This is a genomic window from Psychrobacter sp. M13, assembly GCF_030718935.1.
Classification (GTDB): Bacteria; Pseudomonadota; Gammaproteobacteria; order Pseudomonadales; family Moraxellaceae; genus Psychrobacter; species Psychrobacter immobilis_G.
Genome location: NZ_CP132194.1, coordinates 2,004,541 through 2,027,935, shown reverse-complemented (window position 1 = coordinate 2,027,935; position 23,395 = coordinate 2,004,541). Strand labels below are relative to the sequence as shown.

Genomic DNA, 23,395 nt, shown 5'->3' with positions numbered 1-23,395 from the left:
CAATATTAAAAAAGTGTTTATCGCCAAACGGGTATAGATTAGGCAGCAAGCAACTGACTTAAGCTGTGTTGTCCTACATTTAAGGATTGCTTACTAATAGGCCTGTTATGTTGAGAGTTTTCTAGATAATAATCAATAGACATCATGACATTAGCAATATTGGCGAGTATATCGTCATTAAAAGGCAAATTACCTGCAAAACGCTGCTCCAGAAATTTTGCCAATTGATTGAGCATAGTCGCTGAAATCGACAGCTGTAAAAAACGCATCGCCCCAGCAACTTGGTATAACATTTCAGGTAAATGCTCTAAAATTAGTGAATTATTCTCTGTTATCGTCAAGTAATCATCAATGATTTGTTCAGCACGAACTAAGGTGACGCGGCTCTCTTTGAGCAAAGTTTCATAAGCACTATTGAGCTGATGTAGTGAAATATTAGTATTACTGATACACAAGTAGATCTCGCCGGGTGTATGCTTCTCAGTCATAGTGATCATCGCGTTTTCAGCGCTCATCAGCGCCAGCAATAAATGATCAAAATCATCAGGGCTCGGCTTTTGCCACTGCATAACCGCTTGGCCTGCATCTTGTATAGCCGCCGCTGCATTATCCAAAACCAACAAACGTAACGTTGAGCTCAGTTCTAACAGATCAGTGGCGATTGCCGTTGCTTGAAATTTGGCAGTCGTCACTGCAAAATTCGAAAAATTGCCACGCGAGTAGCTGTCGACTTTCTCTTTAATATTATTTATCTGAAGTTGAAACAAAGCATGCAGCGTGTTGACTACTTCTCGATTGGGACCAAATAAAAAATTCTTCAACTGCAGACGTTGCGAGCTATCCAAGGTATTTCTAGAGTATTGCTCGCAGAGCTGCTCAGCCTGCACATGATTACGCTGGCAAGCCAAACTGACTAAATCAGCGAAGCGAGTGTCGACAACGGGTAAATAGTTTTGAAACTGCTGCTCCAAATAAATTAGCGTATGCTTATAGCGAATATTCAGCGGCAATATCTGCTCAATGTCAGTCACGATGGCATTAGCCGCTTGCCAAAACAGACTTTGAGAATGAGTGGCAATCAATGCACAAGCAGCGCTCATAGCCTCAACCTTTGGCTTCTCAGCAGCACTAACTTGACCATCAGTATTCGCAAGCACAACCGCAAGACCACTACGATAGGCATGGGTTAGCAGCTCCGTATCTACATCAAGTGCGCTCAATGGCTCAAAGTTTTGTTCAGGGTTAGCGATGACGACACTACTGCTACCAAAGCGAGAAAAATAATTTTCATCTATCGCCTCCTTTGATTGGTGCGCATGTAGCTTATTTATAATGGTTGCTAGTAAAGTAGGCTCTACGGTCTCTGTCAACAGCACAAATTCGACGTAACGATCAAGCGTCATAATAGCTTCTGACAAATCCATAATCAGCGCTGTATTATCATCGTTTTCACTATCAAATAAATGCTGTAATCCGCCTGCTATGGCACTACTTAAAACCTCTGCACCTTTTAGCGAGATCATCTCAAAAATACCAGCCAGCTGCTTAAAAACTTCTACTGAGTCCAATAATAAATCGACCTGCTGTTGGTCATCATTAAATTCACTAAGATGAAACTCAGCATCTTTTAGAGTGAGGGCAATCTCTTTATGTAATAAATGAAGGGACGGTAGATCAAAATTGGTAATACTAAGTATGGGCGTGCTCAGTCCTAATGGTTCAGATTGGCGCATAATTATCTTCCTTAAAAAGAGACAAACTAAAAGTATAAAAATTATTATTGTAAGATTATTTAGACCCTAGACCCATTGCGACATCTTATTTTTAATCTCAGGATGTTCTGTTGCCAAATTAGCAAACCAAGTGTGATTGGCCGCAGTATTACTGCTCGACTCCAATAATAACGTTGCAAGGGTAGCAAAGTTGGCATGAGTCGTCGAACCGCCATCGCTTTGCGCGTCCTCTTCAATAGCTAGCGTCACTTGACCGCCCGTCATCGCCAGATAAACTTCAGCCAAAATCTCTGAATCTAATAGCGCGCCATGAAAGGTACGATCTTGTTTACCGACATCTAGGCGACGTACTAAAGCGTCAAGGGTGTTTTTCTGTCCTGGGTATTGCTGCTTGGCCATGAGAAGGGAGTCGGTAACTTGCACACGCTGTGCAAAGTCGCTCATACCTACTTTATCAAATTCCATTATCAAAAAGTTCATATCAAAAGAAGCGTTGTGAGCGATGATCTCAGCGCCATCCATAAACTCATAAAGTGACTGTGCCACTTGATCAAAGGTCGGCTTATCGGTCAAAAAAGCCTCTGAGATACCATGGATTCTTATGACTTCTTCATCCATTCCACGCTGCGGATTGATATAAACATGCAGCTTCTCACCGGTAAATTTGCGCCCAACCATCTCAACGATACCCACTTCAATCACTCGATCGCCCTTGAGCGCATCTAAGCCTGTGGTTTCGGTATCCATAATCAGCTGACGATCATTCTCACCGCGATGGATAGGCTTTGGTAATAAGGGACGAAAATGTGGATTAGCGCGACTGGTATCACCATCGAATTTTGGTAGGTCTGTTTGATGATCATTATCTGTATTTACAGGGTCTAAAATCATAGGGTCTGAATTCACTGGGTCTAAAATCACAGTATTTGAAGTTGTAGTATTTGCAATCATCGTATCGGTACTCATCGGCTTAGTTGTCGACATCTCGGATATAGGTGTTGTATCATAAGGCTTATGGTTCGCTGCAACGGTCAAAATTTTTTCTGTAGTGACAGAGTCGTTTAACAAAACAGTATCTTCTAGTTCTTGTGCCTCTTCATCCTCAAAGTCATCAAGACCTAGCGGGTCAAAGCTTAGCCAATCATTATCAGCATCAATCGCTAAAGGCTGTTTTTTTTTAATAGCGTTTTTAATAGCGTTTTTAATAGCGTTATTAGTATCGCGCTCGCTACTTGACGTGACCCCTAAATTGGCCAGCTCATCGGCTTTTTCGTTACCCGCGTGTCCTGCGTGGCCCTTTACCCAATGCCAATCTACATCACGTGCGTTATTTAGCGCATCTAATTGCTGCCATAAGTCTTGATTGGCAACGCTCTTTTTACTTGCCGTTTTCCAGCCGCGTTTTTTCCAATTAGCAATCCACTCGTTAATGCCGTTTTTGACGTAACTCGAATCCGTCCATAGCTCTATTTTTATATCCTGCGGACTGTGCTTGAGGGCGGAGATTGCCCCCATCAGCTCCATACGATTATTGGTCGTTTCTGGCTCGCCGCCATATAGGTCTTGACTGCTGCCATCACTAAATATAAGGTGCGCGCCCCAACCACCAGCGCCAGGATTACCCTTACAGGCACCATCGGTATAAGCGATGGTCACATTTGGTTTTGCTGCCATAGGATTAGTTGTGTGATGGTTACTTAAGTTCTCTGACATAACGTTTTCTGACATAAAAGCTCATTGATAAGGGCTAGTTATTTTAGTTTAGAGATAACACTAATTTTATTGAGACCAGCTATTTTTGGTATGACCGTTAAAGCGCTATTTTATACCGCTTAGTGTAACAAGTAGTGTAGCAAATTAAACCAAGGTGATGATAATAAATACACTCGAGTATGAAATATAAAAATAGGAAGCTTTGCTCCTTAAGCGCACATATCAAAACAGAATTATCCTCAATATTTGTTAAAATATCACTACCATTTTATTTTTAATGCAGGATAACTACCTTATGCCTATATGCTCAAAAGCTGCTTGCCAACAACCTTTTCAAGATAACAAGCTAAAAGCGCTTATGCTAACGGCTGTTATCGGTAGCATGTTGTCATTAACTGCTTGTAATAATACCGACAGCGTCGCTGAGACTGAAGTTGCCGCTGCCGTTGATTTGTCTGTCTTTGAGGGCTGCTATACCGTCAGTTTCGATGAACCTGCACAGATCAAAGTCAGTGAGCAACAAGGCGCGTGGGTCATGCAAATGAAAGAGCCGGCCAGCGCTAACCGAGTTTGGGATGATCCAGAGGAATTAGAAGTGGTCGATAACAGTGAGATTCCAAAGTTCTTTTCTATCGATCCAGATAACGTCGATGGGGTAATCGCGCGTCCTGATCGAGTGTTAGTATTGGCTCACGTCAAGCCCGTCTATGCTAATATAGACCCTTTATTAGATAGTGAATATTTATCTTATATTTATAAAGGCGCGAATACTATTTATCGGGTTGAGTGTGATGAGGTTAACACTGATATCTTGGCTAATCCGCATGCCAATATAGTCATCGACAACGTCAATGAGAGTATTTGATCCATAAAAAGATAACAACGCCCTATAAAAGTAAAAGCATTATAAGAGTCAACAGCTATGAATTTTTTGAGTTATGTCATATTAGGCGGCTTATCTTATGCCGCAGGTTGGGCTATCCGCAATCAGGTACTAGACAAGCAGCTTGAGTCTGACACGCCTTATACCCTAAAGCATCCTGCTATTTTGGGGTATCTAGGTGGGTTTTTTATTATTATGTTGATTATCTCATGGATGATTGGGCGTTATATGTTGGGTCATATTCAGCTGGACTTGATGTTTATTATTATTAATAGCATTGTGGCGACTTTTGTATTCTCATTTGGCTTAAAACCAGAAAAGTCATTGATTTGATAAGCCTTTTTTATTAATGTTGAATACTTGTTGGGGCGAAACTGTCAAATACGCTATTTCAAAACTATATAAGCAAAAACACGGTCAAAGAAAATATTTTCTGACCGTGTTTTTTGTTAAAGCTAACGGTTATTTAAGTTTTAGACTTTGAATCTTCATCATTACTATCTACCTCTGATACTATTTTTTTATCTTCATCATCACTATTGGTTTTCTCGTCGTCAGCTTCTTTGTCATCATCATTATCAGCTTTGCTGTTATCTTGCTCATCGCTGGTTGCGCTATTGGCTTTATTCTTTGACTGCTTATCTTCGGTTTGCCCATCCTTCCAGTTTTTATACTTAAGTAAGTCCTTTTCAATTAACTTTAGACAGAACCCCAATACCAAAGCGTCATCCACTTGACCAATAAAGGGAATAAAGTCAGGAATGATATCGATCGGGTTAATCACATAGAGCAAGCCCACAACAGCGGCGGAGATAGTCTTATAAGGGACGTCGCGGTAATTACCTTGATAATAATCTTTGGCTAAACTGAATAGTAATAGCAGATCCTTAGCGTAACGTTGCAAGCCTTTACCATTATTAAGTTGATCATTAATTTTACTCTCTTTGCTGACAATCAGCTTTAGGCTATCTAAAAGGCCTTTTTCATCTTTTTCTTTGTTTTCATCGATATCAGTCATTTTTTATCATCCTTGTTATTATAAAACATTATACTTTAATGCTGTTTACGCTTAGCTACTATTTATATCTGATTATTACTAATACTCAGCTGCCATTCACGTTTAACTACTATAGCAAGAGTAACAGCATGCGCCAAACAAGCTGATAAGGTATTATGTATCGTTTTATTTAAGGCAATGACAAGCTTTGAAGTAAGACTAGGGGCTGTATAGTCTGTGATGAGCGCTTAAAATCAAATGAAAGGTAGAGTGATGAAAAATAGGACTGATATGCTTAGTCGCCGACGGTTTTTGTGCAAGGTGGGAGTAGGGGCAAGCGCCAGCTTACTTGCCAGTCAAAGTATCGCCCAAGCACTATTAAATACTGATACTGCTGAGCAAAACAGAAACGATGCGCAACTGACCAAAGATGATCTGCCAACCTCTGAGATAGATAGTAATCAATTAATATCGTCTAGTGCTGCCGATGCTAAGCCTCAAGCAAATTGCATAACGCCTACTATCGAGACGCGTCTATTTGCCAGCTCCAATGTTGGTGCTAATGATACCCGCAATCAGTTAGCTCTACAACGTATGGCTTGCTCGGGATTTAAAGTTAACAATCCAGCGGTTACTGATCGTCAGTATTTGCGTTTTGCGGGTACTGATAGCCAACGCGCCAGTGATCTACAGAATATCGCTACGGGTGCTATCGCTGCGCCCAAGCTGTTATTAGGGGTGCGCGGCGGTTATGGCGCTATGCGCATTTTGCCGCTGATTGATTGGCAAACGCTTGGTCGCATTATGACCGAGCGCGGAACGATACTGGCAGGATTTAGCGATGTTACCGCTATTCAGTGTGCGCTACTGGCGCAAGGGAATATGAGCTCACTTGCCGCGCCGATGCTGTATAGCGAGTTTGGCAAAACCAATCCCGATCAAGTCAGCTGTCGGCAGTTTGCCAAAACCCTGACTGATCCGAACCTCATTATCGATGTTGCCAGCGCTGCGATTACGAGTGAAAAGCTACCTACCGTATTAGCGACTAACGCCACACAAACGATAACGGGCACGATTTGGGGTGGTAATCTCAGTGTGGTATCAGCGCTGGCAGGTAGTCCGTATTTGCCACGTATCAAAGGCGGAATTGTGTTCTTAGAGGACGTCGGTGAGCAGACTTATCGCATCGAGCGTATGCTTTATGATTTGTACTTAGCAGGCGTGTTCAAAGATCAGCAAGCGATAGTATTCGGCGCGATTACGGGTACAGGTGAGGACAGCTATGACGCGCGCTATGATATCTCTATCGTCATTCAAAACTTGCATGAGCTGACAGGATTGCCTATCTATAACGGTATGCGCTTTGGGCATATTGCACAAAAGCAAAGCTTTCCGCTTGGGGCGACTTGCGAGATAAGTGCTGATAATAGTGGCGGTTATCGATTACGTTTTGCCGATTACCCTGTTATTGATGCTGGGGCTGTGAATGTTGAGGGGTTATGGCATATTTTTCCCTCAACGCGCCAATGATGTCGTCACTATTTTTAATAACAGTATTATCGGGCGATGCTGTAGCAATGAGCCATAATTATTATCTTTTTTGTTCGTTTCTAACACAAGAATAGCAAACTTTAAAAGTGTTAATCATACAGCTATCCAAGCGGTTAGTTAGGTGACCGTTATTTGCTCATCCCAATACGGCGGCGCACCATAATAGTCCGTCATAAAATCAATAAAACACCTAATCTTATAAGGTAGCAGCTTTTTGTGGGCATAAACGGCATATAAGCCTAAAGGGTTTGGCTCATATTCAGGCAGTACTATGACTAGTTTGCCAGCATTTAGTGCTTTACTAGCAATAAAAGTTGGTTGTAACACCAATCCTGCGCCTTCAATAGCGGCCTCTACTAAGACATCGCCATTGTTACTCCGAAAAACACTACTTTCCTTAAGCTGTTTTGCTTTTAAGTATTTAAATATTTCTCCCTTAGTCTCTACATTCATATAGCTGTAATGCAAATAGCGATGTGCTTCTAGATCCTCAAGTCGTTTAGGAGTGCCATGAACCTTTAAATACTCAGGTGACGCGCACAGTACTACGCGAATGGGTGCGATTTTTTTAGCAATAAGTGATGAGCTTTCAAGTTGTCCGATACGCAGGGCAATATCAAAGCCTTCTTCAACGATATCCACCTTTCTATCACTTAGTTGTAAATCAACAGTGACTAAAGGATAGCTTGCCTGAAAGTCAGCAATCAATTTTGCCATATGCTTTAAAGCAAATGAGACAGGGGCACTGACTCGAAGAGTACCCTTAGGATGCTGCTGTAAGCCGCCTAATTGCGCCTCCATATCATCGATACTCAATAAGATCTGCTGCGCGTGGATAAAATATTGGCTGCCAGATTCAGTCACGCTTACTTTACGAGTAGTGCGATTGAGCAGGCGAGTATGTAACTGCTCCTCTAACTTTGCCACATACTTACTCACCAACTGCGGGGAGAGCTGCATAGTAATGGCAGCCTTGCTAAAACTGCCTTCTGTCACTACCGCTACAAAAGCACGCATCGCGTCGATTCTATCCATGTCTCGTCCTTTATTTATCTTAGTAATGAATTTATTATAAATGATATGTTGATTATCATTCAATATATCTTGTCTTAATCTTTACTGCTGTTGATAGTAAAGTATGTCTATACCTAATGGCTTAACCGCCTATTTATTGAAATGCTATGGAGTAATCCTCGATGAAAAACTCATTATTGAATAAAGCTTTTGCAACAGATGCTGGATCGGCAGCTTTAATTCTTCGTGTACCTGTAGGCTTGATTTTGATGGCTCATGGAGCCCAAAAGCTATTTGGTTGGTTCGGTGGTAATGGACTGGCAGGAACAGCTCAATGGCTAAGCAGTATGGGTATGGAGCCTGGCTTACTAATGGCAATACTAGCAGGAAGCGCTGAATTCTTCGGTGGCCTTGCTTTAGTGCTGGGACTGCTGACGCGACCTGCTGCCATAGTTGCAGCCTTTACTATGCTCGTTGCTATTTTTTCTGTGCATATCGGTAATGGATTGTTTGCGGCTGATGGTGGCTATGAGTACGCACTAGTGTTGATGGTGGCGCTAATTGCGTTAGCCGTACAAGGCGGTGGCTATCTCAGTATTGATAATGCATTCTCAGAGAAAACAGGGCAGGTTTAACGATTATAAATAAAGGCTTCGTGCTTATGAACCGTCAAATAACCCTAGTCAAGCAGCCAGTATTGTTTATACCTCACGGTGCAGGACCATGCTTTTTTATGAAGTGGCAACCAGTTAGTACCTGGGACAAAATGGCTGAGTTTTTGACAGGTATTTCTAATCGTCTGCCACAGCGTCCCAAAGCTATTTTGGTAATTAGCGCCCATTGGCAGACGCCTGAGTTTAGTATTACCGCGGGCATGCAACCTGAGCTTATTTACGATTATTTTGGCTTTCCTGAGCATACTTACCAATTGACTTATCCTGCATTTGGCGCCCCCGTATTAGCTAAAAAGATCAGTGAGCTGCTTACCGATGCAGGTATAAATAACAATCAAGACCGCTCTAGAGGTTTTGATCATGGGATGTTTATACCGTTGAAGCTTATGTTCCCTGAGGCAGACATTCCTGTAGTACAGCTATCGCTGCGCAATGATTTAAATCCAAAGGTGCATATAGCTACTGGTAAAGCACTAGCTTCATTAAGACAAGAAGGGGTGCTAATCATCGGTAGTGGTATGAGCTTTCACAATATGGATGGCTACAACGATGCAACTTTTACTGTGCCATCAGAGCGTTTTGATGAGTGGTTAACGACCACGGTTGCAGCTGATCAAGATGAGCGCTTTGCTGGTCTTTGTGATTGGAAGCAAGCGCCCTATGCCTTGGATTCTCATTTGTTAGGTGCAGAGGAGCATTTGTTGCCACTTATGGTAGCAGTAGGCGCAGCAGAGGGAGATAAAGGTCATAAGGTTTACTCCCAGCAAGTGCTTAAGACTCAGTTATCAGCCTTTCAGTTTGGCTAACTTTAATGAGCAGATACAAACCTAATTATTAATAAACTAACGCTCATTTATCAACAGGAAAATAGAATGAAAACTGAACTTGATGGCAATAAAAGCTTATCTAGTGCAACTATTCTAACGCAGAGTCCACAGCGGATAATGAATCGGCTATGCAAACACTGGGCACACAAACTACCAGTGACTCTTAGCCCAGATCAAGGTGAGATTGAGCTGCCTATGGGTATCTGTCGATTGCATTGTACCGATTTACTGACAGTGGAGCTTAGCAGTGATACCGAACAGATGGCAAGGTTACAGGAAGTAGTAAGCGATCATCTGCTACGCATGGCAGGCAAAGAAACGCTTATTATCGAATGGACTTGATTTGTTAATATAGCTGGACAGACTCTAGTGCCTTGGCATGTCTCTATCGGTACACTGGTATTGGTTAAAGTTAAATTCAACCTTATCAACCTAACGAAAAGCATACATATTTTTTACTGAAAACAGCTCTAGAATGAACTGTGATTTGAAAAAAAAGTCATCGTTATAAATATTAGTAAATTGATCAGGAAGAACAATTTAAGGCAGCTTATGCCTCTGTAAAACAACAAGGAGTGGTTTATGTTATATCCGTATCCAAACAGCAATGACAGCAGTGTTCAATTTAAAGAAAAATACGACAACTTTATCAATGGCGAGTGGACCGCGCCCGTCGATGGTGAGTACTTTGATAATACTAGCCCTATCGATGGCAAAGTTATCTGTCAAGTGGCACGCTCTAAAGAAGCGGATATCGAAAAGGCATTGGATGCCGCTCACGCTGCTAAAGACGCTTGGGGTAAAACCAGCGTGACAGAGCGCTCTAATATTTTGCTCAAGATCGCTGATAGTATGGAAGCCAATCTAGAAGCCATCGCTATTGCTGAGTGCTACGAGAACGGTAAGCCCGTACGCGAGACACTGGCCGCCGATATTCCCTTAGCTATTGATCATTTCCGTTATTTCGCTGGTGCCATTCGTGCGCAAGAAGGCACGCTGAGTCAAATCGATAACGATACCGTCGCCTATCACTTTCATGAACCCCTCGGCGTCGTCGGTCAGATCATTCCTTGGAACTTTCCCATCTTAATGGCCGTATGGAAGTTGGCGCCAGCGCTTGCTGCAGGTAACTGTATCGTCCTAAAGCCTGCTGAACAAACGCCTGCCTCTATTCTGTTTATGCTCGATATCATTGGTGCGGCGGATATCCTTCCTAAAGGGGTGCTTAACGTCGTCAATGGTTTCGGTGTTGAAGCCGGCAAACCGCTAGCCTCTAATCCACGCATCAACAAAGTAGCCTTTACAGGTGAGACCACCACAGGTCGTCTTATCATGCAGTACGCCAGTGAAAACATCATTCCCGTGACTTTAGAGCTCGGTGGTAAGAGTCCGAACATCTTCTTCGCCGACGTTATGGATGAAGATGATGAGTTCTTAGACAAAGCTATCGAAGGCCTCGTGATGTTTGCGCTTAACAGTGGCGAGATCTGTACTTGTCCATCTCGTGCCCTTGTGCATGAGAGCATCTATGACAAGTTCATTGAGCGTTGTGTCGAACGTGTCAAAGCGATCAAAATGGGTAATCCACTAGATACCGATACTATGATTGGCGCACAAGCCAGCTCCGATCAGCTAGAGAAAATCCTATCTTACTTGGATATCGGTAAAAAAGAAGGCGCTAAAGTGTTAGTCGGTGGTGAACGTGCCAAGCATGAGGGTAGTATTGCAGAGGGCTATTATGTACAGCCGACTATCTTTGAGGGCACTAATGATATGCGCGTGTTCCAAGAAGAGATCTTTGGGCCCGTACTTGCTGTGACGACCTTTAAAGATGATGATGAGGCGATGAGTATTGCTAATGATACGCTATATGGTCTAGGCGCTGGTGTTTGGACTCGAAGTGTACACAAGGCTTATCGTTTTGGCCGTGGTATTCAAGCGGGTCGCGTATGGACCAATTGTTATCATCTCTACCCTGCTCATTCTGCATTCGGTGGTTATAAGCAGTCTGGTATCGGTCGTGAGAATCATCTAATGATGCTCAATCATTATCAACAAACCAAAAACATGCTGGTCTCTTATGATCCAAAAGCTATGGGATTCTTCTAAAGATTAATTTAGAAAATGAGAAGCATGTACTGATCACACTGTCAGCGATCCGAATCTACTAACGGCTAATAATTTGAGCAAAAAGTAGATTCGTAAAGCTGATAGTTTTGTTTTTAGTAACATTGCTTCGATGATAACTCTCCGGTTTATTAGACGAGTTTAGGGGTACAGCATGGAAGATTCCAATAATCAGATAGATGGTGGATCAAATAACAGTATTGAAAATAACAAAGAGTATTTTGCTAAAAGACAACTTGAACAAGGGGCAGTGGGCTGGGTACTATTAATAGGTCTCGGCGTTGCCTACGTCATTTCTGGAGACTTTGCAGGTTGGAACTTTGGTCTTGCACAAGGAGGTTGGGGAGGTTTATTCGTTGCTCTAATAGTCGTTGCTATAATGTATTTGTGCATGTGTCTTTCAATGTCAGAGATGGCAACTATGTTACCTACGGCAGGTGGGGGTTATAGCTTTGCACGCACAGCCTTTGGTCCTTTAGGAGGCTATTTAACAGGAACCGCTATTTTAATTGAATACGCTATTGCACCAGCTGCTATTGCGGTGTTTATTGGGTCTTACTGTGAATCACTTTTCGGTATCGGAGGGTGGATCGTATATTTGTCGTGCTATATACTTTTCATAGGTCTCCACTTAAAAGGTGCTGGAGAAGCATTAAAAATAATGTTTGGTATTACAGCAGTGGCATGTATCGCACTAGGCGTATTCATAGTTTCCATGTTTCCACATTTTGATAGCAAAAACTTATTTGATATTGCAGTTGGAACTGAAACAGGTGCCAGCTCGTTCCTACCGTTTGGTTATATCGGTATATGGGCTGCTGTTCCTTACGCCATTTGGTTCTTCTTAGCCGTTGAGGGTGTGCCTCTAGCTGCTGAAGAAGCTAAAGATCCTGCTAAATCTTTGCCTCGTGGTTTGATTGGTTCAATGTTGATTTTAGCGACGTTTGCACTGCTTGTGCTACTTCTAGGTCCGGGTGCTGCAGGTGCAGATGCATTAAAAGATTCGGGTGCGCCTTTAGTTGACGCCTTAATTGCCGTATACGGTAAAGATACATGGTTAGCAAGTTTTGTGAATTTCGTTGGTCTTGCAGGTCTTATTGCAAGCTTCTTCTCTATTATTTATGCTTACTCTCGTCAAATTTTTGCATTATCTCGTGCTGGTTATTTGCCCAAAAAGCTCTCACTAACTAACAGTAATAAGGCACCTTATCTAGCTCTTATCGTTCCTGGTATTATAGGTTTCTTACTATCACTTACCGGTGAGGGTGATCTTCTAATACTCATGGCAGTATTTGGTGCCACTATTTCATATGTACTTATGATGGCTTCTCACATCAAATTACGTTTATCTCGTCCTGATCTTCCTCGTCCCTATAAAACACCAGGTGGTATCTTTACTTCCGGTATCGCACTAGTTTTGGCATCACTTGCAGTAATAGCTGGGTTGATGGTGGATCCTAAGGTTTGGTTTATGGCTGCAGGAATTTATGTAGTATTTATTCTCTACTTCGTTATATTCAGTCGTCACCACTTAGTGAGTGGTACACCAGAAGAAGAATTTGCTCAAATTAAAGCTGCAACAGATGATTTGAGTTAAAGTCATTTACCGTTATGTCTTATTAATTCAAGATAATTTGCTAGTGTGGTTTTAAGTTTAAGCGATTTTGAACCACACTTTTAAAATTATCTTCGATATATGTGCAATAAAGAACGTATTGAAGATAATTGCGAACACACAGATTTAGGGTGTATAAAATGGCATATCAACATACAGTAGGGCAACGAAACTATCAGTTTAAAGACTTGAAAATGTTACTTGCAAAAGCATCACCGAAGCGCTCTGGCGATGAGTTAGCTGGAGTTGCTGCCTCTGATGCGACCGAGCGTGTTGCAGCACAAATGGCTTTATCTGAATGCCTGCTAAGCGATTTTTTAACTGACTTTCTTATTCCTTATGAAACTGACGAAGTCACTCGCTTAATTATGGCACAGCATGATCCTCAAGCTTTTTCTAAGATATCTAGTTTTACAGTTGGTGATCTTAGAGACTGGCTCTTAGGAGAGTCTGCAACAACAGAGACAATATCTGAGCTAAAGTACGCTTTTACACCAGAGATGGTCGCTGCTGTTAGCAAAATAATGCGGGTGCAAGATCTTATATTGGTTGCGAAAAAGTGTCGAGTTGTCACCAAGTTCCGTAATACAATTGGCCTTGAGGGCTGCCTATCTACGCGACTGCAGCCGAATCACCCAACTGATGATATGTTAGGCATTTCTGCAGGCATTATTGATGGATTGATGTATGGCAACGGTGATGCAGTAATTGGTATCAACCCAGCTACTGATAACTTGCAAAACCTCTCTGAATTATTGAAGCTATTAGATCATGTTATATCTGAATATCAGATCCCTACACAGTCTTGCGTTCTAACTCATATCACCTCAGCCATACAACTTATTAATAAGAATGTACCGGTTGACTTAATCTTTCAGTCAATCACTGGTAGTGAAAAGGCAAACACTAGCTTTGGTATAAATTTAGACATGTTAAGAGAGGGATACGAGGCCGGTCTTAGCCTTAATCGTGGCACGGTAGGTCAGAATGTGATGTATTTTGAGACGGGTCAGGGGAGTGCGCTTTCAAGTAATGCCCACTTTGATGCTGATCAGCAGACGCTTGAGGCGCGAGCTTATGCTGTGGCTCGTGAGTTTAATCCTCTACTGGTTAACACAGTGGTTGGATTCATCGGTCCTGAATATCTTTTCGATGGTAAACAAATTATTCGAGCAGGATTAGAAGATCATTTTTGTGGCAAGCTTCTTGGCGTGCCTATGGGATGCGATATCTGTTATACCAATCACGCTGATGCTGACCAAGACGATATGGATACTTTGCTCACTTTATTGGCGAATGCTGGAATTAATTTTATCATGGGTATTCCAGGGTCCGATGACGTTATGCTCAATTATCAAACCACATCCTTTCATGACGCGTTATACGCTAGGCAATTACTTGGTTTGACTCCTGCCCCTGAGTTTGCTGCTTGGCTAAGTGATAACGAGATATACACTCAATCTAAAAATAAGATTTATTGGTCTGATAAACCGTCTGCCCTGTTGTCTGGAATAATGTGATGATCTTTTTTTGACGTGAATTAATTATTTATTGTAGTACTAACTTATGATGGAGAACTCTATGTCTATTGACTATCGACAAACGAAGCAATCGGAGGTTATAGACAGTCAGCTTGAAGCAAGTAGTGCTCACTCCGATAGCGATTCTACCGAACTGGTTCATAGGGATGTTTGGCAAAAACTAAAAGAACATACAGACTCCAGAATTGCTTTAGGTCGGGTTGGCTGTAGTATTCCGACCAAACCCTTATTAAAATTTCAGCTTGATCACGCTGAAGCTAAAGATGCAGTACTACAGAATCTAGATGTCGACGCTTTAATAGCTGATTTATCTAAACATTGTAATACAACTATTACAGAGATAGACATAGATAGAACAGCTGAAGATTTGCTACAGACTAATAGTCAAGAACCAGCACAGTCAGACGATAACTTGCAACTCCTTAAAGTAATGAGCCAAGCCAAGAATAAAGCGGACTATCTTAAACGTCCAGACTGGGGAAGATTGCTAAGTACTGACTCATCTAAGAAGGTAGGGCAGTTTGGTGAAGATAAGTCTTATGACGTAGTAATTGTCATGGGAGATGGTCTATCTGCAAGGGCAATAGCAGAGAATGGACCAAAGCTTGTTGCAGAACTTATTCATTTATTTAAGGAAGAAGGCTGGAGCATTGCGCCATTAGTTATTGCTACAGGAAGTCGCGTTGCTTTAGGCGATGAGGTTGCAGAGAGCTTCAATGCTAAGATGTTGGTGATGCTGATTGGTGAGCGCCCCGGTCTAAGCTCGCCTGATAGCTTAGGTATTTATTATACTTGGAAAGCTCAATCATCAAGCCATGACGCTATGCGAAATTGCATCTCTAATGTACGAACAGCTGGGCTTCCAATTAGAGTAGCCGCAAGCCGTCTATTAGCACTGATGAAAAAATCTTATCAACTTGAGTTATCAGGCGTTGACTTAAAGGATGAGCAAGAATTGCCTGTATTAAATCAAGATCAAGCAAAGATAAAGTTTTTATAGCTGACTGAACCGCCCCGTGATTGTCGGAGACCTAACTTTCTGAGAGAATACGATAATGAAAACACGAAACTACACCCCTGAGATTAAAGATTGAGCTATTCGTATTCTAATTGAAGCTGCGAATGACTACCCTTCCACCTGATCGGCCATTCAAGTCATAGCGCCTAAGATTGGCTGCACACCTGAAACCCTGCGATCCTGGCATAAAAAGCACATCGATAAAACCATACCAGCTACTATTCAAGCTCAAGATCAAGCTGCACGTATTAAAGAGCTTGAACGCGAGATCAAATAACTCAAGCAAGCCAACGAGATTATCAGGAAGGCAGCCGCTTTTTTGCCCAGGCGGAGCTCGACCGCTGACTAAGACAATGGTTAGGTTTATCGATGAGCATAAATATCAATACGGGATCGAGTCAGTTTGTAGAGTCCTACCGATTACTCCATCGGCTTATTATCGCGCTAAAGACTTAGAGGTCTGTCCTGAGAAGCACTCATTACGCAGTCAGCATGACGGCTTCTACATTTGATACTGAGCTTAGCGAACATGGCTTTGATCAAGCAGCACTAAGACTGCGAAGCAAGGTTACGTGAACTCGTGCTTTGGGATTGATAGCGAAGAGGCTTATGAGGTAGAAGAGTTCAATATTAATGAAGGTAGTGATCAAAATGAAATACAAAAAGTTAATCCAGTGAAAACACTGCCAATACATGACGCTACAAGCATTGAGCAGGGGCTACGGCAAAGTGTGACAGCGGTAAGCTAGTACAGCCAACGCAAACATACGGTATAAAAAAGAGCTGAGTGATTCAGCTCTTTTTTTTGGCTAAGTACAGACAGGACTGCACAGGACGCAGTAAAAAAATATGGGACTCGGTAACTGTATGAGAGGAGATGCTCTCATTCAATTATTAGGAGATAATCATGGATAATTTAATCATAATAAAGCCTGTAATTAAGCAATGCAACCACATCCCACAGCTATTGAGCATTAAAGATGTTAGTAGTTATACTGCTCTAAGCCGCTCTACTATATGAGCTTATCAATGAAAACTCTGACCGCTACGACCCAACGTTCCCTAAAAAGATACAGCTTACGAAGGTAAGAGTAGTGTGGGTAGCTAGTGAGATTGCGAGTTGGATTAACACTAAGATAAATGAGCGCTAAGTCTGAATTTGTATAACCGCTTCAACTCGATCGAGTAGGGCGGTTCAATTGCGTCCTCAACGGTATCGATCATCCAAATGGTTTTGCTCTTTGGTTATGGAGAGGAATCTATTAATTTAAATCAGTACTCTCATTTAAGATTAAATGAGAGCAACGAATCTTTTAGCGGTATTGAGCGAAGAAACCGTTTGCTGCTCTGACACAATAAGTATCAGCTATGCCATGATAGTTTGAGAGTAGCGCAGTATAGCTTGCAACTTGACCTGCGCCTGTGGCCTCAGCTTGAGTGCTACCTGAAGTAATGGCAGCAGTAAAGGCAGAGGTATAAGCAGCAGTTAGAAGAGTATTAAGTTCAGTGGAGAAGTTTTTCTGAACATCATCAACGACAGGTTGAATACCATTATTAATAATGGTCGGCAACGTACTAACATATGCTGATTTATTAGCAGCGATACGTGCGTCTTTATTAGTAATATCCACATCTAATGCAGCAAACTGTATGTCCTTTTTGTCTTGCCAAATGCGTGACTGAGTTGTAGTGTTAATATCGAAGATCACACTTGGATCTTGATTACCACCACACATAAGAACAGGCATCGTCGGCTCATAATTACGTAGGTCATTTTTTATAAAAGCTTGGCGTACACCGTTCTCACTATTAACTGCCAATGCTGCTGTAGTAAAGGTTGGGAATGTACCGTCAGGATATTTTCTCATATCTTGTACATATTTAGCTCTAAAGTTGGTATTGAATAGATAGTTTGTTTTATCAAAACCAAAAGCAAATAGTGGCGAAGCAGGAGAAATGGGATCTAAGAAGTCATAACCAGTTGGTGCTGCTTGGAATAAGCTAGTGACGGGCAATTGGCCAGTTTGGAACAAGCTATTGACGGAGCCTTGTGTCGGAAATAAATTAGGCGCATTGGTGTATCGAGCAGCATAAATTTCATCGAAGGGACTACCCTCACCATTAGCATTTTTGAACTCTTCTCTGTAGCTTGCGCTCAGCAAAGGTAAAAAGATAGTACCTCCAGCAATAACGTTACCTGAGAGAATAGAATCGGCAAAGGCAGAGATAGCGTAAGCACCAGAGCTTGGGCTGATAGCGGTAGCTGGTGTTCCTGCCTCATCAAGTAATTTAGCAGTCGCCATTGTAGCGTAACCACCTTGTGAGAACCCCGTTATAAAGAGCTTATCGTTATAGGTGACAGTACTGCTCACAGACTGTCTATTGCTAGTATTGACTGTATCGACCGTAAGCTTACCTGCTTCTAGCGCGTCAATCATCTGCTTACCTTGCTCCACCGTATTATACGGAATATAGGATAAGTCAGATTTGTCATAACCTGGATAGTTGGGGGCAACTAAGATATCCCCTTGACCGACGTAAGTAGCGGCTACTACTAACGATTTTAAATAAGCAGGGTTAGTAGGGTCGTTGAGCGCTGCTAGATTGTAGTTTTTATCAGAGTTCGTTCCATGTGCATATAGCGTAATAGGGCGCTCGCCTTGGCAGATAGGATCATTACCATTGGGAGTAATCACAGCTCCTGTTGCATTGGTTGCCTCGCCTGCTACTCCAGTGGTGGTATGATTGATATAGTGGACAGTGATACCGCAAACAGGATCATCTACCTTGGCACTAACATTGATGCCTTCAGCATCGATAGCTTGTTTTAGCTCTTGGGCAGTAAATACTTTCGTAATTTCAGGCGATTCAAGTAATTTAATTGGATTTGCAGGATTTTGAACGACTTCTTTAAAAGAGGAGTCGTCATCATCACAACCCACCAGTGCAAGGCTTATGCACGTTGCCAGCACTGTTAAAGTAAGAGAACGTTTGGTAGCTAATGACTTAATAACTGAGGTATTGCTCATCGATATACTTACATCGGAAGTATGCTGGTATTTTTTCATAAATAACGTCCATGTTATTGTTAAAGTTTAATTATCGGAATTAGACAGTATGTAAAGACACTTACTATTTCACCTTACAATCATATCTTAAAATAGCAATAATTAGAAACAACATTAATTCATTTGTTAAGTGATCTTAAGCAGTCATATTTTATTAGTTTGCATATGATACAGACATACTTTTGGTTACTTAAATTAGCGTTCTCAAGATTCTAATAAGAGACATTATAGTAAATATACACTTAGCAAGTTTTTCTGTTGACATAGGATATCTTAAAGCTTGCGACAGCCCAACCATCATGATATTAGGCTGTATTCATAGAGAGTTTGGTCCAATAGATTACCAAGCATCTTAAGAGTGTTCTGAGATGAAATTCGCAATATAATCATTTACAATTTCAGGTTGCTCAAGCGCTACTGAGTGACCAGCTTTAGCAACTACAAACATCTGACTCTCAGATACGGTTTGAGCAATATTTTCTGAGAGTGGGACTTCGTAGGCATGATCTTGCTCGCCTGCTAATATTAATAGTGGAACCGAAGATTCTTTGAGTTCGTCCAGCACACCTTTTCGATGAATAACGCCGTGAGCACTACGTGAAATATCTGGTCCTAGCTCCATCATATACTTACGCCAATTTTCGCGCTCACTCTCACGCGAAGAGTCTGCTAAATAGTCATCACCAAACATAATGTACATAAGGGTATCAATAAATGGTTCAGTACCGTTTGCCTCTACGCCATCAATGAGAGGTGAGAACTCTGCTAGTTTGTATTCAAGTTCGCCGCTAGATCCAAGTACGATACATCCTTTTAGTAAATCTGGGCGACGAGCCGCCAAACGCAAAGCAACAAAACCGCCCATGGAGTTTCCAGCAAAAAAGCAAGGGGCTATATCAAGCGCCTCAATGAAAGCTGCGGCATCGTCAGTTAAAGTATCCATATCGACGCTTTTCAATTCAGATCGAGCACTTTTCCCTTGGTCTCTATGGTCATAGGTTATTACTCTGATGTGCTTAGAGAGTCCCTCTATTTGATGAATAAACATTTCTCGATCAAAAAATAGTGAGTGACTCAGTACCAATGTAGGAGCGTCTTTGGGGCCTTGCTCATCATAGAAAAGCGTAGTTCCGTTAACATCAATTGTTGGCATAATCTTCTTCCTTGTAGTAAACACTATTAATTCAAATAGATAGCATCTAGCGAACTTAATAATAGCATGGGAAAATGTCAAATAACTGTTGTTAATGTATTCGAAACTGTTTGTGTATTTGAGACTACAATCTAGATTTTAATTTGCGCGTGTACAATCGTGGTGATAAAGCTATCTTTGGTAGCCGAGATAAGCGGTTAGTTATTTAAAACTAGTCATCTAAAATAAGCATAAAAAAACACCGCTAATCTCAAAGATTAACGGTGTTTTTAGAACTACTATAATGGTACCCGGAGCCGGACTTGAACCGGCACGCTATTGCTAGCGAGGGATTTTAAATCCCTTGTGTCTACCAATTTCACCACCCGGGCAAAACTTGTTTTATCCTTAGCGTAATCTAGCTGATAGACCATCTAGTTACTGGATAAGTGGTCGCTATTATAATCAATTTTATTGAGAATGCAAGCTAAATTTTGATATAATTGGAGGCTGGAGTCGGAATCGAACCGACGATCAAGGAGTTGCAGTCCAGTGCATTACCACTTTGCTATCCAGCCAATCAAGGTTGACTATATTAGCAAAACTATTTTAAATTACAAGCTATTTTTTAGATAAGAGCACTTTATTTAGCACTTAATAGTACCTTGATGCTTCTATTAATAATTAAAGAGTTGGCTATTTAGAATTATATGAACGCTATTAGTCAAAAATGCCTAGCAAAAAATAGCCCTACCAAGCGATCGCTCAGTAAGGCTATCAAAGACTCGTTTAAAGGCTTAAATAATATCTTTATTATCACTACGAGCCTTTTTGATGTCGCGATAGGTTGCAGTACAGATTAACACCAGTACGCCAAGCGTAATCGCGGGCCAAATTAAAATATAGAATCCATAAAGGTAAACGTTATCCATAATAGCTCCTTAAGTTTTGGGTAATGAGGGTGTCTTTGCTTTTTTGTCATAGTCGCCCACACGTTCTTTAATCAAATCAAAATCGAAGTACTCATTACCCATAAGACTGATGATGACACAGACAAGCGTACTGACGCCATAAGCTGTCAATGAAGCGACGAGCACCATGTATTGACGCAAGAAGCCAGTGGCAAATACAAGCATGAATACGAGTGCGATAGCCGCCGCGCCCATACCTATTTTGCGACCTAAGAAACCAAACACCATAAGCCCGATAACGACTGCGCCACCGACGCTTGCCATAACTTCGAAGAATAGAGCGGTAATACCGACAATAGGTATCAGCTCAAAGCGGGCAATACAGAAGAATAACAGTCCGACCAACACCGCTGCGGTAAAGGCTGTATTGGTCACCCGATTCCAATAGACACTAGCAATAACAGGGAAAACGACAGCGCCCCATAAAGCACCAACGAAGACTAACATTACGAGAATATCTAGCTTAAAGCTGGCAAAAACAAGCCCTGCAGCAGTGGCGACAATCATCGTACCACGACCGACTAGCATCATGGTTTTGGGCTTAACGTGCCCTTTTTTGGCAATGTTTTTGCCATAGACATCGGCCATCATAATCGTCGATAGCGCAGATAAGTCTGAATCAGCGGTTGATGATAGTGAGCCGATAACTAAGATAAAGAATAGGCCAATAAACACAGGATTCAAATAAGTACTAACCATCTGCGGAATCAGGTTATTCATATTGCCATCTAAAGGTTCAATACCTATCGTTAGCGCCATGAGACCTATCATACCAAGACCAATGACAATACCCGCATAGCCGACAGTAGCTGTGATAAAGGTCGCTTTGATTTTAGTTTTATCAATGGCAAATAGGCGCTGGGTAATGGTTTGGTTACCGATAGCATAAGCAAGCACGGCTACAAAGAACGGCGCTCCTTGCATAAAGAATGCTTCAGATGAGAAGAAGTCTTGCTGCTCAAAGGTAAGATTTGACAGCCCTTCTACCATGACCGAAGGACCACCCATCGCGAATAGCACCGCTGGAATAATCACGACCCCAATCGCCATCAACGCGACCAGTTGAGCAAAATCGGTAAATACTGAGGCCCGAAAGCCTGAGGTGAGGGTATAGCTCAGCACCCCAATACCAGCGATAATAACCCCAGTTTGGAACGATAGTGGCGACAATACCGATACTAGCGCACCAGCGGCAGTAAAGTTGACCATCAAGCTAATTAAGCTGCCCATAATGTTGGATATGGCTAAAATTAATTGGCTTGATGAGCCATGGCGGGCGTGAATTAGCTCCCCTAAAGTGTGACCATCAGGAGCGAGTTCACGAAAACGCATACCGAAAGGGTAGATGAATAAAATCATCAATGCGCCCCAAAATCCATAATGTATTGGTCCTGATATGCCGTATTTGTAGCCGGACGTAGCTGCTGCATAAAACGATGCCGCCCAAATCCAAGTCGCGGTCATGCTGGCGGCGCCCATACCAAAGCCAACGCCATGACCTGCCACCATAAAGCCAGTGGTTGATTCTTTGTCTTTTTTAATCAGGAGCGATAACAAATAAGTACCGCCATAAAAGGCTATTAATAATAAAATAACGGTTACTGCTGAGAATTGGAACAATGACTCAGTTTTCAAATTCATACCTCGCAATTGTTTGTAGTGGTTTATATAAGCTAAAACTGACACAAAAATATATATGTCTAGCACTATAATTCTAAGGCGTGTCTATTGAAGGCACAGCGATTACACGAATAGCCGTGATAATAGATAGCTATATATTGTTGCGACAGTCAAAACTAAGCACTTACTAGCTAAGCGCTTGTTAACTAATAATTTTTAGTTAAATGTCTATAAATTAAATATTTATAGATTAGGGTCTGTTGAAAATTCGATCATGGCACTGACAGTGACTATTTTTTAGGCGATTCTAGATTAAAAATATCTAGTTTAGTCACTCTAAGCGGATCTTTTTAATGACGAATCGGCAAAAAAGAGTCCTGTCCTTGCAGGCTGATGCTAAAATCGCCCTATTCGTTGTAAAAATCTAGCCAAGGCATCTGCATTACCTGTGATTTTTACTTAAACTAGAACCATTTTAGCTATCAGCAGTGCTCATTTATGAATGTTCAACAGACCCTAAGTGTTTTCAATTAGTACTGCTAAGTGAACATTGAAGGTACAGAGATAAATAATCTGTAGTTAAAGCTGACAGCTAAGATTGTCGCAAGAACGACCATCGCTTACGAGCCAATCTGCTGTAGTAGGTAACTTGGCACAAAATTATCGGCCAGTTGCAGATGAGTTGCACACTTGATTTTATTCAATTGCAAAAAATTAGGTTGCATTCTTATAAGGTAAATATAGTGATTTTGGCATTACTATTGATAAATAAGACTACAACTGCGTTAAACCTAGGTAACATTAATACTCCAAGAGAATACCCTATAATGGTTCTGAGCTCAAATCTATAGACGTTATAAACGGGTAGGTACCCTGACCATTCAGTTTTAACAAGTTATATTTTGCGACAA

General features: G+C 41.6%; 20 protein-coding genes, 2 tRNA genes and 1 other annotated feature. Of the genes, 12 read left to right on the top strand and 10 right to left on the bottom strand.

Translation table 11 applies throughout. The features are described from left to right. Nucleotides 1-38 precede the first annotated feature (38 nt). Nucleotides 39-1,733, bottom strand: coding sequence for a hypothetical protein (locus Q9G97_RS08450; protein ID WP_305898438.1), 1,695 nt, complete (start codon nucleotides 1,731-1,733; stop codon nucleotides 39-41). Between the two features lie 66 nt (nucleotides 1,734-1,799). Beyond that, on the bottom strand, nucleotides 1,800-3,461 hold the full coding sequence (gene dnaQ, locus Q9G97_RS08445; RefSeq protein ID WP_305898437.1) for a DNA polymerase III subunit epsilon: 1,662 nt from the start codon (nucleotides 3,459-3,461) through the stop codon (nucleotides 1,800-1,802). A 280-nt stretch (nucleotides 3,462-3,741) separates the two neighbouring features. Here dnaQ and Q9G97_RS08440 point away from each other — a divergent pair, with 280 nt between their 5' ends. Both Q9G97_RS08440 and Q9G97_RS08435 read left to right on the top strand, forming a co-directional pair. After that, complete coding sequence (locus Q9G97_RS08440) at nucleotides 3,742-4,311, top strand: hypothetical protein (RefSeq protein ID WP_371747868.1); 570 nt, start codon at nucleotides 3,742-3,744, stop codon at nucleotides 4,309-4,311. Nucleotides 4,312-4,368: 57 nt separating this feature from the next. Then, entirely contained in the window at nucleotides 4,369-4,662 is a 294-nt protein-coding gene (locus Q9G97_RS08435; RefSeq protein ID WP_305898436.1) for a hypothetical protein, read from the top strand. A 133-nt stretch (nucleotides 4,663-4,795) separates the two neighbouring features. On the opposite strand, the gene Q9G97_RS08430 is transcribed toward Q9G97_RS08435, so the two are convergent. Further along, on the bottom strand, nucleotides 4,796-5,347 hold the full coding sequence (locus Q9G97_RS08430; protein ID WP_305898435.1) for a YkvA family protein: 552 nt from the start codon (nucleotides 5,345-5,347) through the stop codon (nucleotides 4,796-4,798). A gap of 252 nt (nucleotides 5,348-5,599) precedes the next feature. Between Q9G97_RS08430 and Q9G97_RS08425 the strand changes: the two genes are divergently transcribed. Further along, a complete protein-coding gene (locus Q9G97_RS08425; protein ID WP_305898434.1) occupies nucleotides 5,600-6,856 on the top strand; it encodes an LD-carboxypeptidase in 1,257 nt (418 codons plus the stop codon). A gap of 138 nt (nucleotides 6,857-6,994) precedes the next feature. On the opposite strand, the gene Q9G97_RS08420 is transcribed toward Q9G97_RS08425, so the two are convergent. Continuing rightward, nucleotides 6,995-7,912: a LysR family transcriptional regulator gene (locus Q9G97_RS08420; protein WP_305898433.1), complete on the bottom strand. Its 918-nt coding sequence runs from the start codon at nucleotides 7,910-7,912 to the stop codon at nucleotides 6,995-6,997. Nucleotides 7,913-8,073: 161 nt separating this feature from the next. Here Q9G97_RS08420 and Q9G97_RS08415 point away from each other — a divergent pair, with 161 nt between their 5' ends. From Q9G97_RS08415 to Q9G97_RS13575, 9 genes are all read left to right on the top strand, one after another. Continuing rightward, the gene (locus Q9G97_RS08415; RefSeq protein ID WP_305898432.1) at nucleotides 8,074-8,526 is read left to right on the top strand and encodes a DoxX family protein; all 453 of its coding nucleotides are present in this window, start codon (nucleotides 8,074-8,076) and stop codon (nucleotides 8,524-8,526) included. Nucleotides 8,527-8,552: 26 nt separating this feature from the next. Next, nucleotides 8,553-9,371 (top strand): class III extradiol ring-cleavage dioxygenase, encoded by an 819-nt coding sequence (locus Q9G97_RS08410; RefSeq protein WP_305898431.1) that lies wholly within the window; start codon nucleotides 8,553-8,555, stop codon nucleotides 9,369-9,371. Nucleotides 9,372-9,437: 66 nt separating this feature from the next. Next, entirely contained in the window at nucleotides 9,438-9,734 is a 297-nt protein-coding gene (locus tag Q9G97_RS08405) for a DUF2218 domain-containing protein (RefSeq protein ID WP_305898430.1), read from the top strand. A 240-nt stretch (nucleotides 9,735-9,974) separates the two neighbouring features. Beyond that, complete coding sequence (locus Q9G97_RS08400; RefSeq protein WP_305898429.1) at nucleotides 9,975-11,501, top strand: aldehyde dehydrogenase family protein; 1,527 nt, start codon at nucleotides 9,975-9,977, stop codon at nucleotides 11,499-11,501. A 172-nt stretch (nucleotides 11,502-11,673) separates the two neighbouring features. Continuing rightward, a complete protein-coding gene (eat, locus tag Q9G97_RS08395) occupies nucleotides 11,674-13,116 on the top strand; it encodes an ethanolamine permease (RefSeq protein ID WP_305898428.1) in 1,443 nt (480 codons plus the stop codon). Between the two features lie 158 nt (nucleotides 13,117-13,274). Beyond that, nucleotides 13,275-14,654: an ethanolamine ammonia-lyase subunit EutB gene (locus tag Q9G97_RS08390; protein ID WP_305898427.1), complete on the top strand. Its 1,380-nt coding sequence runs from the start codon at nucleotides 13,275-13,277 to the stop codon at nucleotides 14,652-14,654. A 61-nt stretch (nucleotides 14,655-14,715) separates the two neighbouring features. Beyond that, a complete protein-coding gene (gene eutC / locus Q9G97_RS08385) occupies nucleotides 14,716-15,675 on the top strand; it encodes an ethanolamine ammonia-lyase subunit EutC (RefSeq protein ID WP_305898426.1) in 960 nt (319 codons plus the stop codon). 330 nt (nucleotides 15,676-16,005) lie between these two features. After that, nucleotides 16,006-16,121: a sequence feature (AL1L pseudoknot), on the top strand. A 144-nt stretch (nucleotides 16,122-16,265) separates the two neighbouring features. Beyond that, nucleotides 16,266-16,442, top strand: coding sequence for a hypothetical protein (locus Q9G97_RS08380; protein ID WP_305898425.1), 177 nt, complete (start codon nucleotides 16,266-16,268; stop codon nucleotides 16,440-16,442). A gap of 276 nt (nucleotides 16,443-16,718) precedes the next feature. Further along, nucleotides 16,719-16,844: an AlpA family phage regulatory protein gene (locus Q9G97_RS13575; RefSeq protein WP_371747938.1), complete on the top strand. Its 126-nt coding sequence runs from the start codon at nucleotides 16,719-16,721 to the stop codon at nucleotides 16,842-16,844. Nucleotides 16,845-17,006: 162 nt separating this feature from the next. Here Q9G97_RS13575 and Q9G97_RS08370 read toward each other — a convergent pair whose 3' ends face one another. The 6 genes from Q9G97_RS08370 to Q9G97_RS08345 all read right to left on the bottom strand — a co-directional run bounded on the left by Q9G97_RS08370 (nucleotide 17,007) and on the right by Q9G97_RS08345 (nucleotide 22,484). Beyond that, on the bottom strand, nucleotides 17,007-18,761 hold the full coding sequence (locus tag Q9G97_RS08370; protein ID WP_305898424.1) for a S9 family peptidase: 1,755 nt from the start codon (nucleotides 18,759-18,761) through the stop codon (nucleotides 17,007-17,009). A gap of 352 nt (nucleotides 18,762-19,113) precedes the next feature. After that, the gene (locus tag Q9G97_RS08365; protein ID WP_305898423.1) at nucleotides 19,114-19,914 is read right to left on the bottom strand and encodes an alpha/beta fold hydrolase; all 801 of its coding nucleotides are present in this window, start codon (nucleotides 19,912-19,914) and stop codon (nucleotides 19,114-19,116) included. Between the two features lie 284 nt (nucleotides 19,915-20,198). Next, nucleotides 20,199-20,285, bottom strand: a tRNA-Leu gene (locus tag Q9G97_RS08360). Between the two features lie 112 nt (nucleotides 20,286-20,397). Then, nucleotides 20,398-20,471: transfer RNA gene (locus Q9G97_RS08355), tRNA-Cys, on the bottom strand. A gap of 219 nt (nucleotides 20,472-20,690) precedes the next feature. Then, nucleotides 20,691-20,825 (bottom strand): putative transporter small subunit, encoded by a 135-nt coding sequence (locus tag Q9G97_RS08350; RefSeq protein WP_305898422.1) that lies wholly within the window; start codon nucleotides 20,823-20,825, stop codon nucleotides 20,691-20,693. A gap of 9 nt (nucleotides 20,826-20,834) precedes the next feature. Continuing rightward, nucleotides 20,835-22,484, bottom strand: a complete 1,650-nt coding sequence (locus Q9G97_RS08345) for a sodium:solute symporter family protein (protein ID WP_371747937.1) — start codon at nucleotides 22,482-22,484, stop codon at nucleotides 20,835-20,837. Between the last annotated feature and the right edge of the window lie 911 nt (nucleotides 22,485-23,395).

Bases quoted from the DNA above. Each gene is read 5' to 3' on its own strand.
- Q9G97_RS08450 (WP_305898438.1), bottom strand. From the start codon at position 1,733: ATGCGCCAATCTGAACCATTAGGACTGAGCACGCCCATACTTAGTATT.
- dnaQ (WP_305898437.1), bottom strand. From the start codon at position 3,461: ATGTCAGAAAACGTTATGTCAGAGAACTTAAGTAACCATCACACAACT.
- Q9G97_RS08440 (WP_371747868.1), top strand. From the start codon at position 3,742: ATGCCTATATGCTCAAAAGCTGCTTGCCAACAACCTTTTCAAGATAAC.
- Q9G97_RS08435 (WP_305898436.1), top strand. From the start codon at position 4,369: ATGAATTTTTTGAGTTATGTCATATTAGGCGGCTTATCTTATGCCGCA.
- Q9G97_RS08430 (WP_305898435.1), bottom strand. From the start codon at position 5,347: ATGACTGATATCGATGAAAACAAAGAAAAAGATGAAAAAGGCCTTTTA.
- Q9G97_RS08425 (WP_305898434.1), top strand. From the start codon at position 5,600: ATGAAAAATAGGACTGATATGCTTAGTCGCCGACGGTTTTTGTGCAAG.
- Q9G97_RS08420 (WP_305898433.1), bottom strand. From the start codon at position 7,912: ATGGATAGAATCGACGCGATGCGTGCTTTTGTAGCGGTAGTGACAGAA.
- Q9G97_RS08415 (WP_305898432.1), top strand. From the start codon at position 8,074: ATGAAAAACTCATTATTGAATAAAGCTTTTGCAACAGATGCTGGATCG.
- Q9G97_RS08410 (WP_305898431.1), top strand. From the start codon at position 8,553: ATGAACCGTCAAATAACCCTAGTCAAGCAGCCAGTATTGTTTATACCT.
- Q9G97_RS08405 (WP_305898430.1), top strand. From the start codon at position 9,438: ATGAAAACTGAACTTGATGGCAATAAAAGCTTATCTAGTGCAACTATT.
- Q9G97_RS08400 (WP_305898429.1), top strand. From the start codon at position 9,975: ATGTTATATCCGTATCCAAACAGCAATGACAGCAGTGTTCAATTTAAA.
- eat (WP_305898428.1), top strand. From the start codon at position 11,674: ATGGAAGATTCCAATAATCAGATAGATGGTGGATCAAATAACAGTATT.
- Q9G97_RS08390 (WP_305898427.1), top strand. From the start codon at position 13,275: ATGGCATATCAACATACAGTAGGGCAACGAAACTATCAGTTTAAAGAC.
- eutC (WP_305898426.1), top strand. From the start codon at position 14,716: ATGTCTATTGACTATCGACAAACGAAGCAATCGGAGGTTATAGACAGT.
- Q9G97_RS08370 (WP_305898424.1), bottom strand. From the start codon at position 18,761: ATGAAAAAATACCAGCATACTTCCGATGTAAGTATATCGATGAGCAAT.
- Q9G97_RS08365 (WP_305898423.1), bottom strand. From the start codon at position 19,914: ATGCCAACAATTGATGTTAACGGAACTACGCTTTTCTATGATGAGCAA.
- Q9G97_RS08350 (WP_305898422.1), bottom strand. From the start codon at position 20,825: ATGGATAACGTTTACCTTTATGGATTCTATATTTTAATTTGGCCCGCG.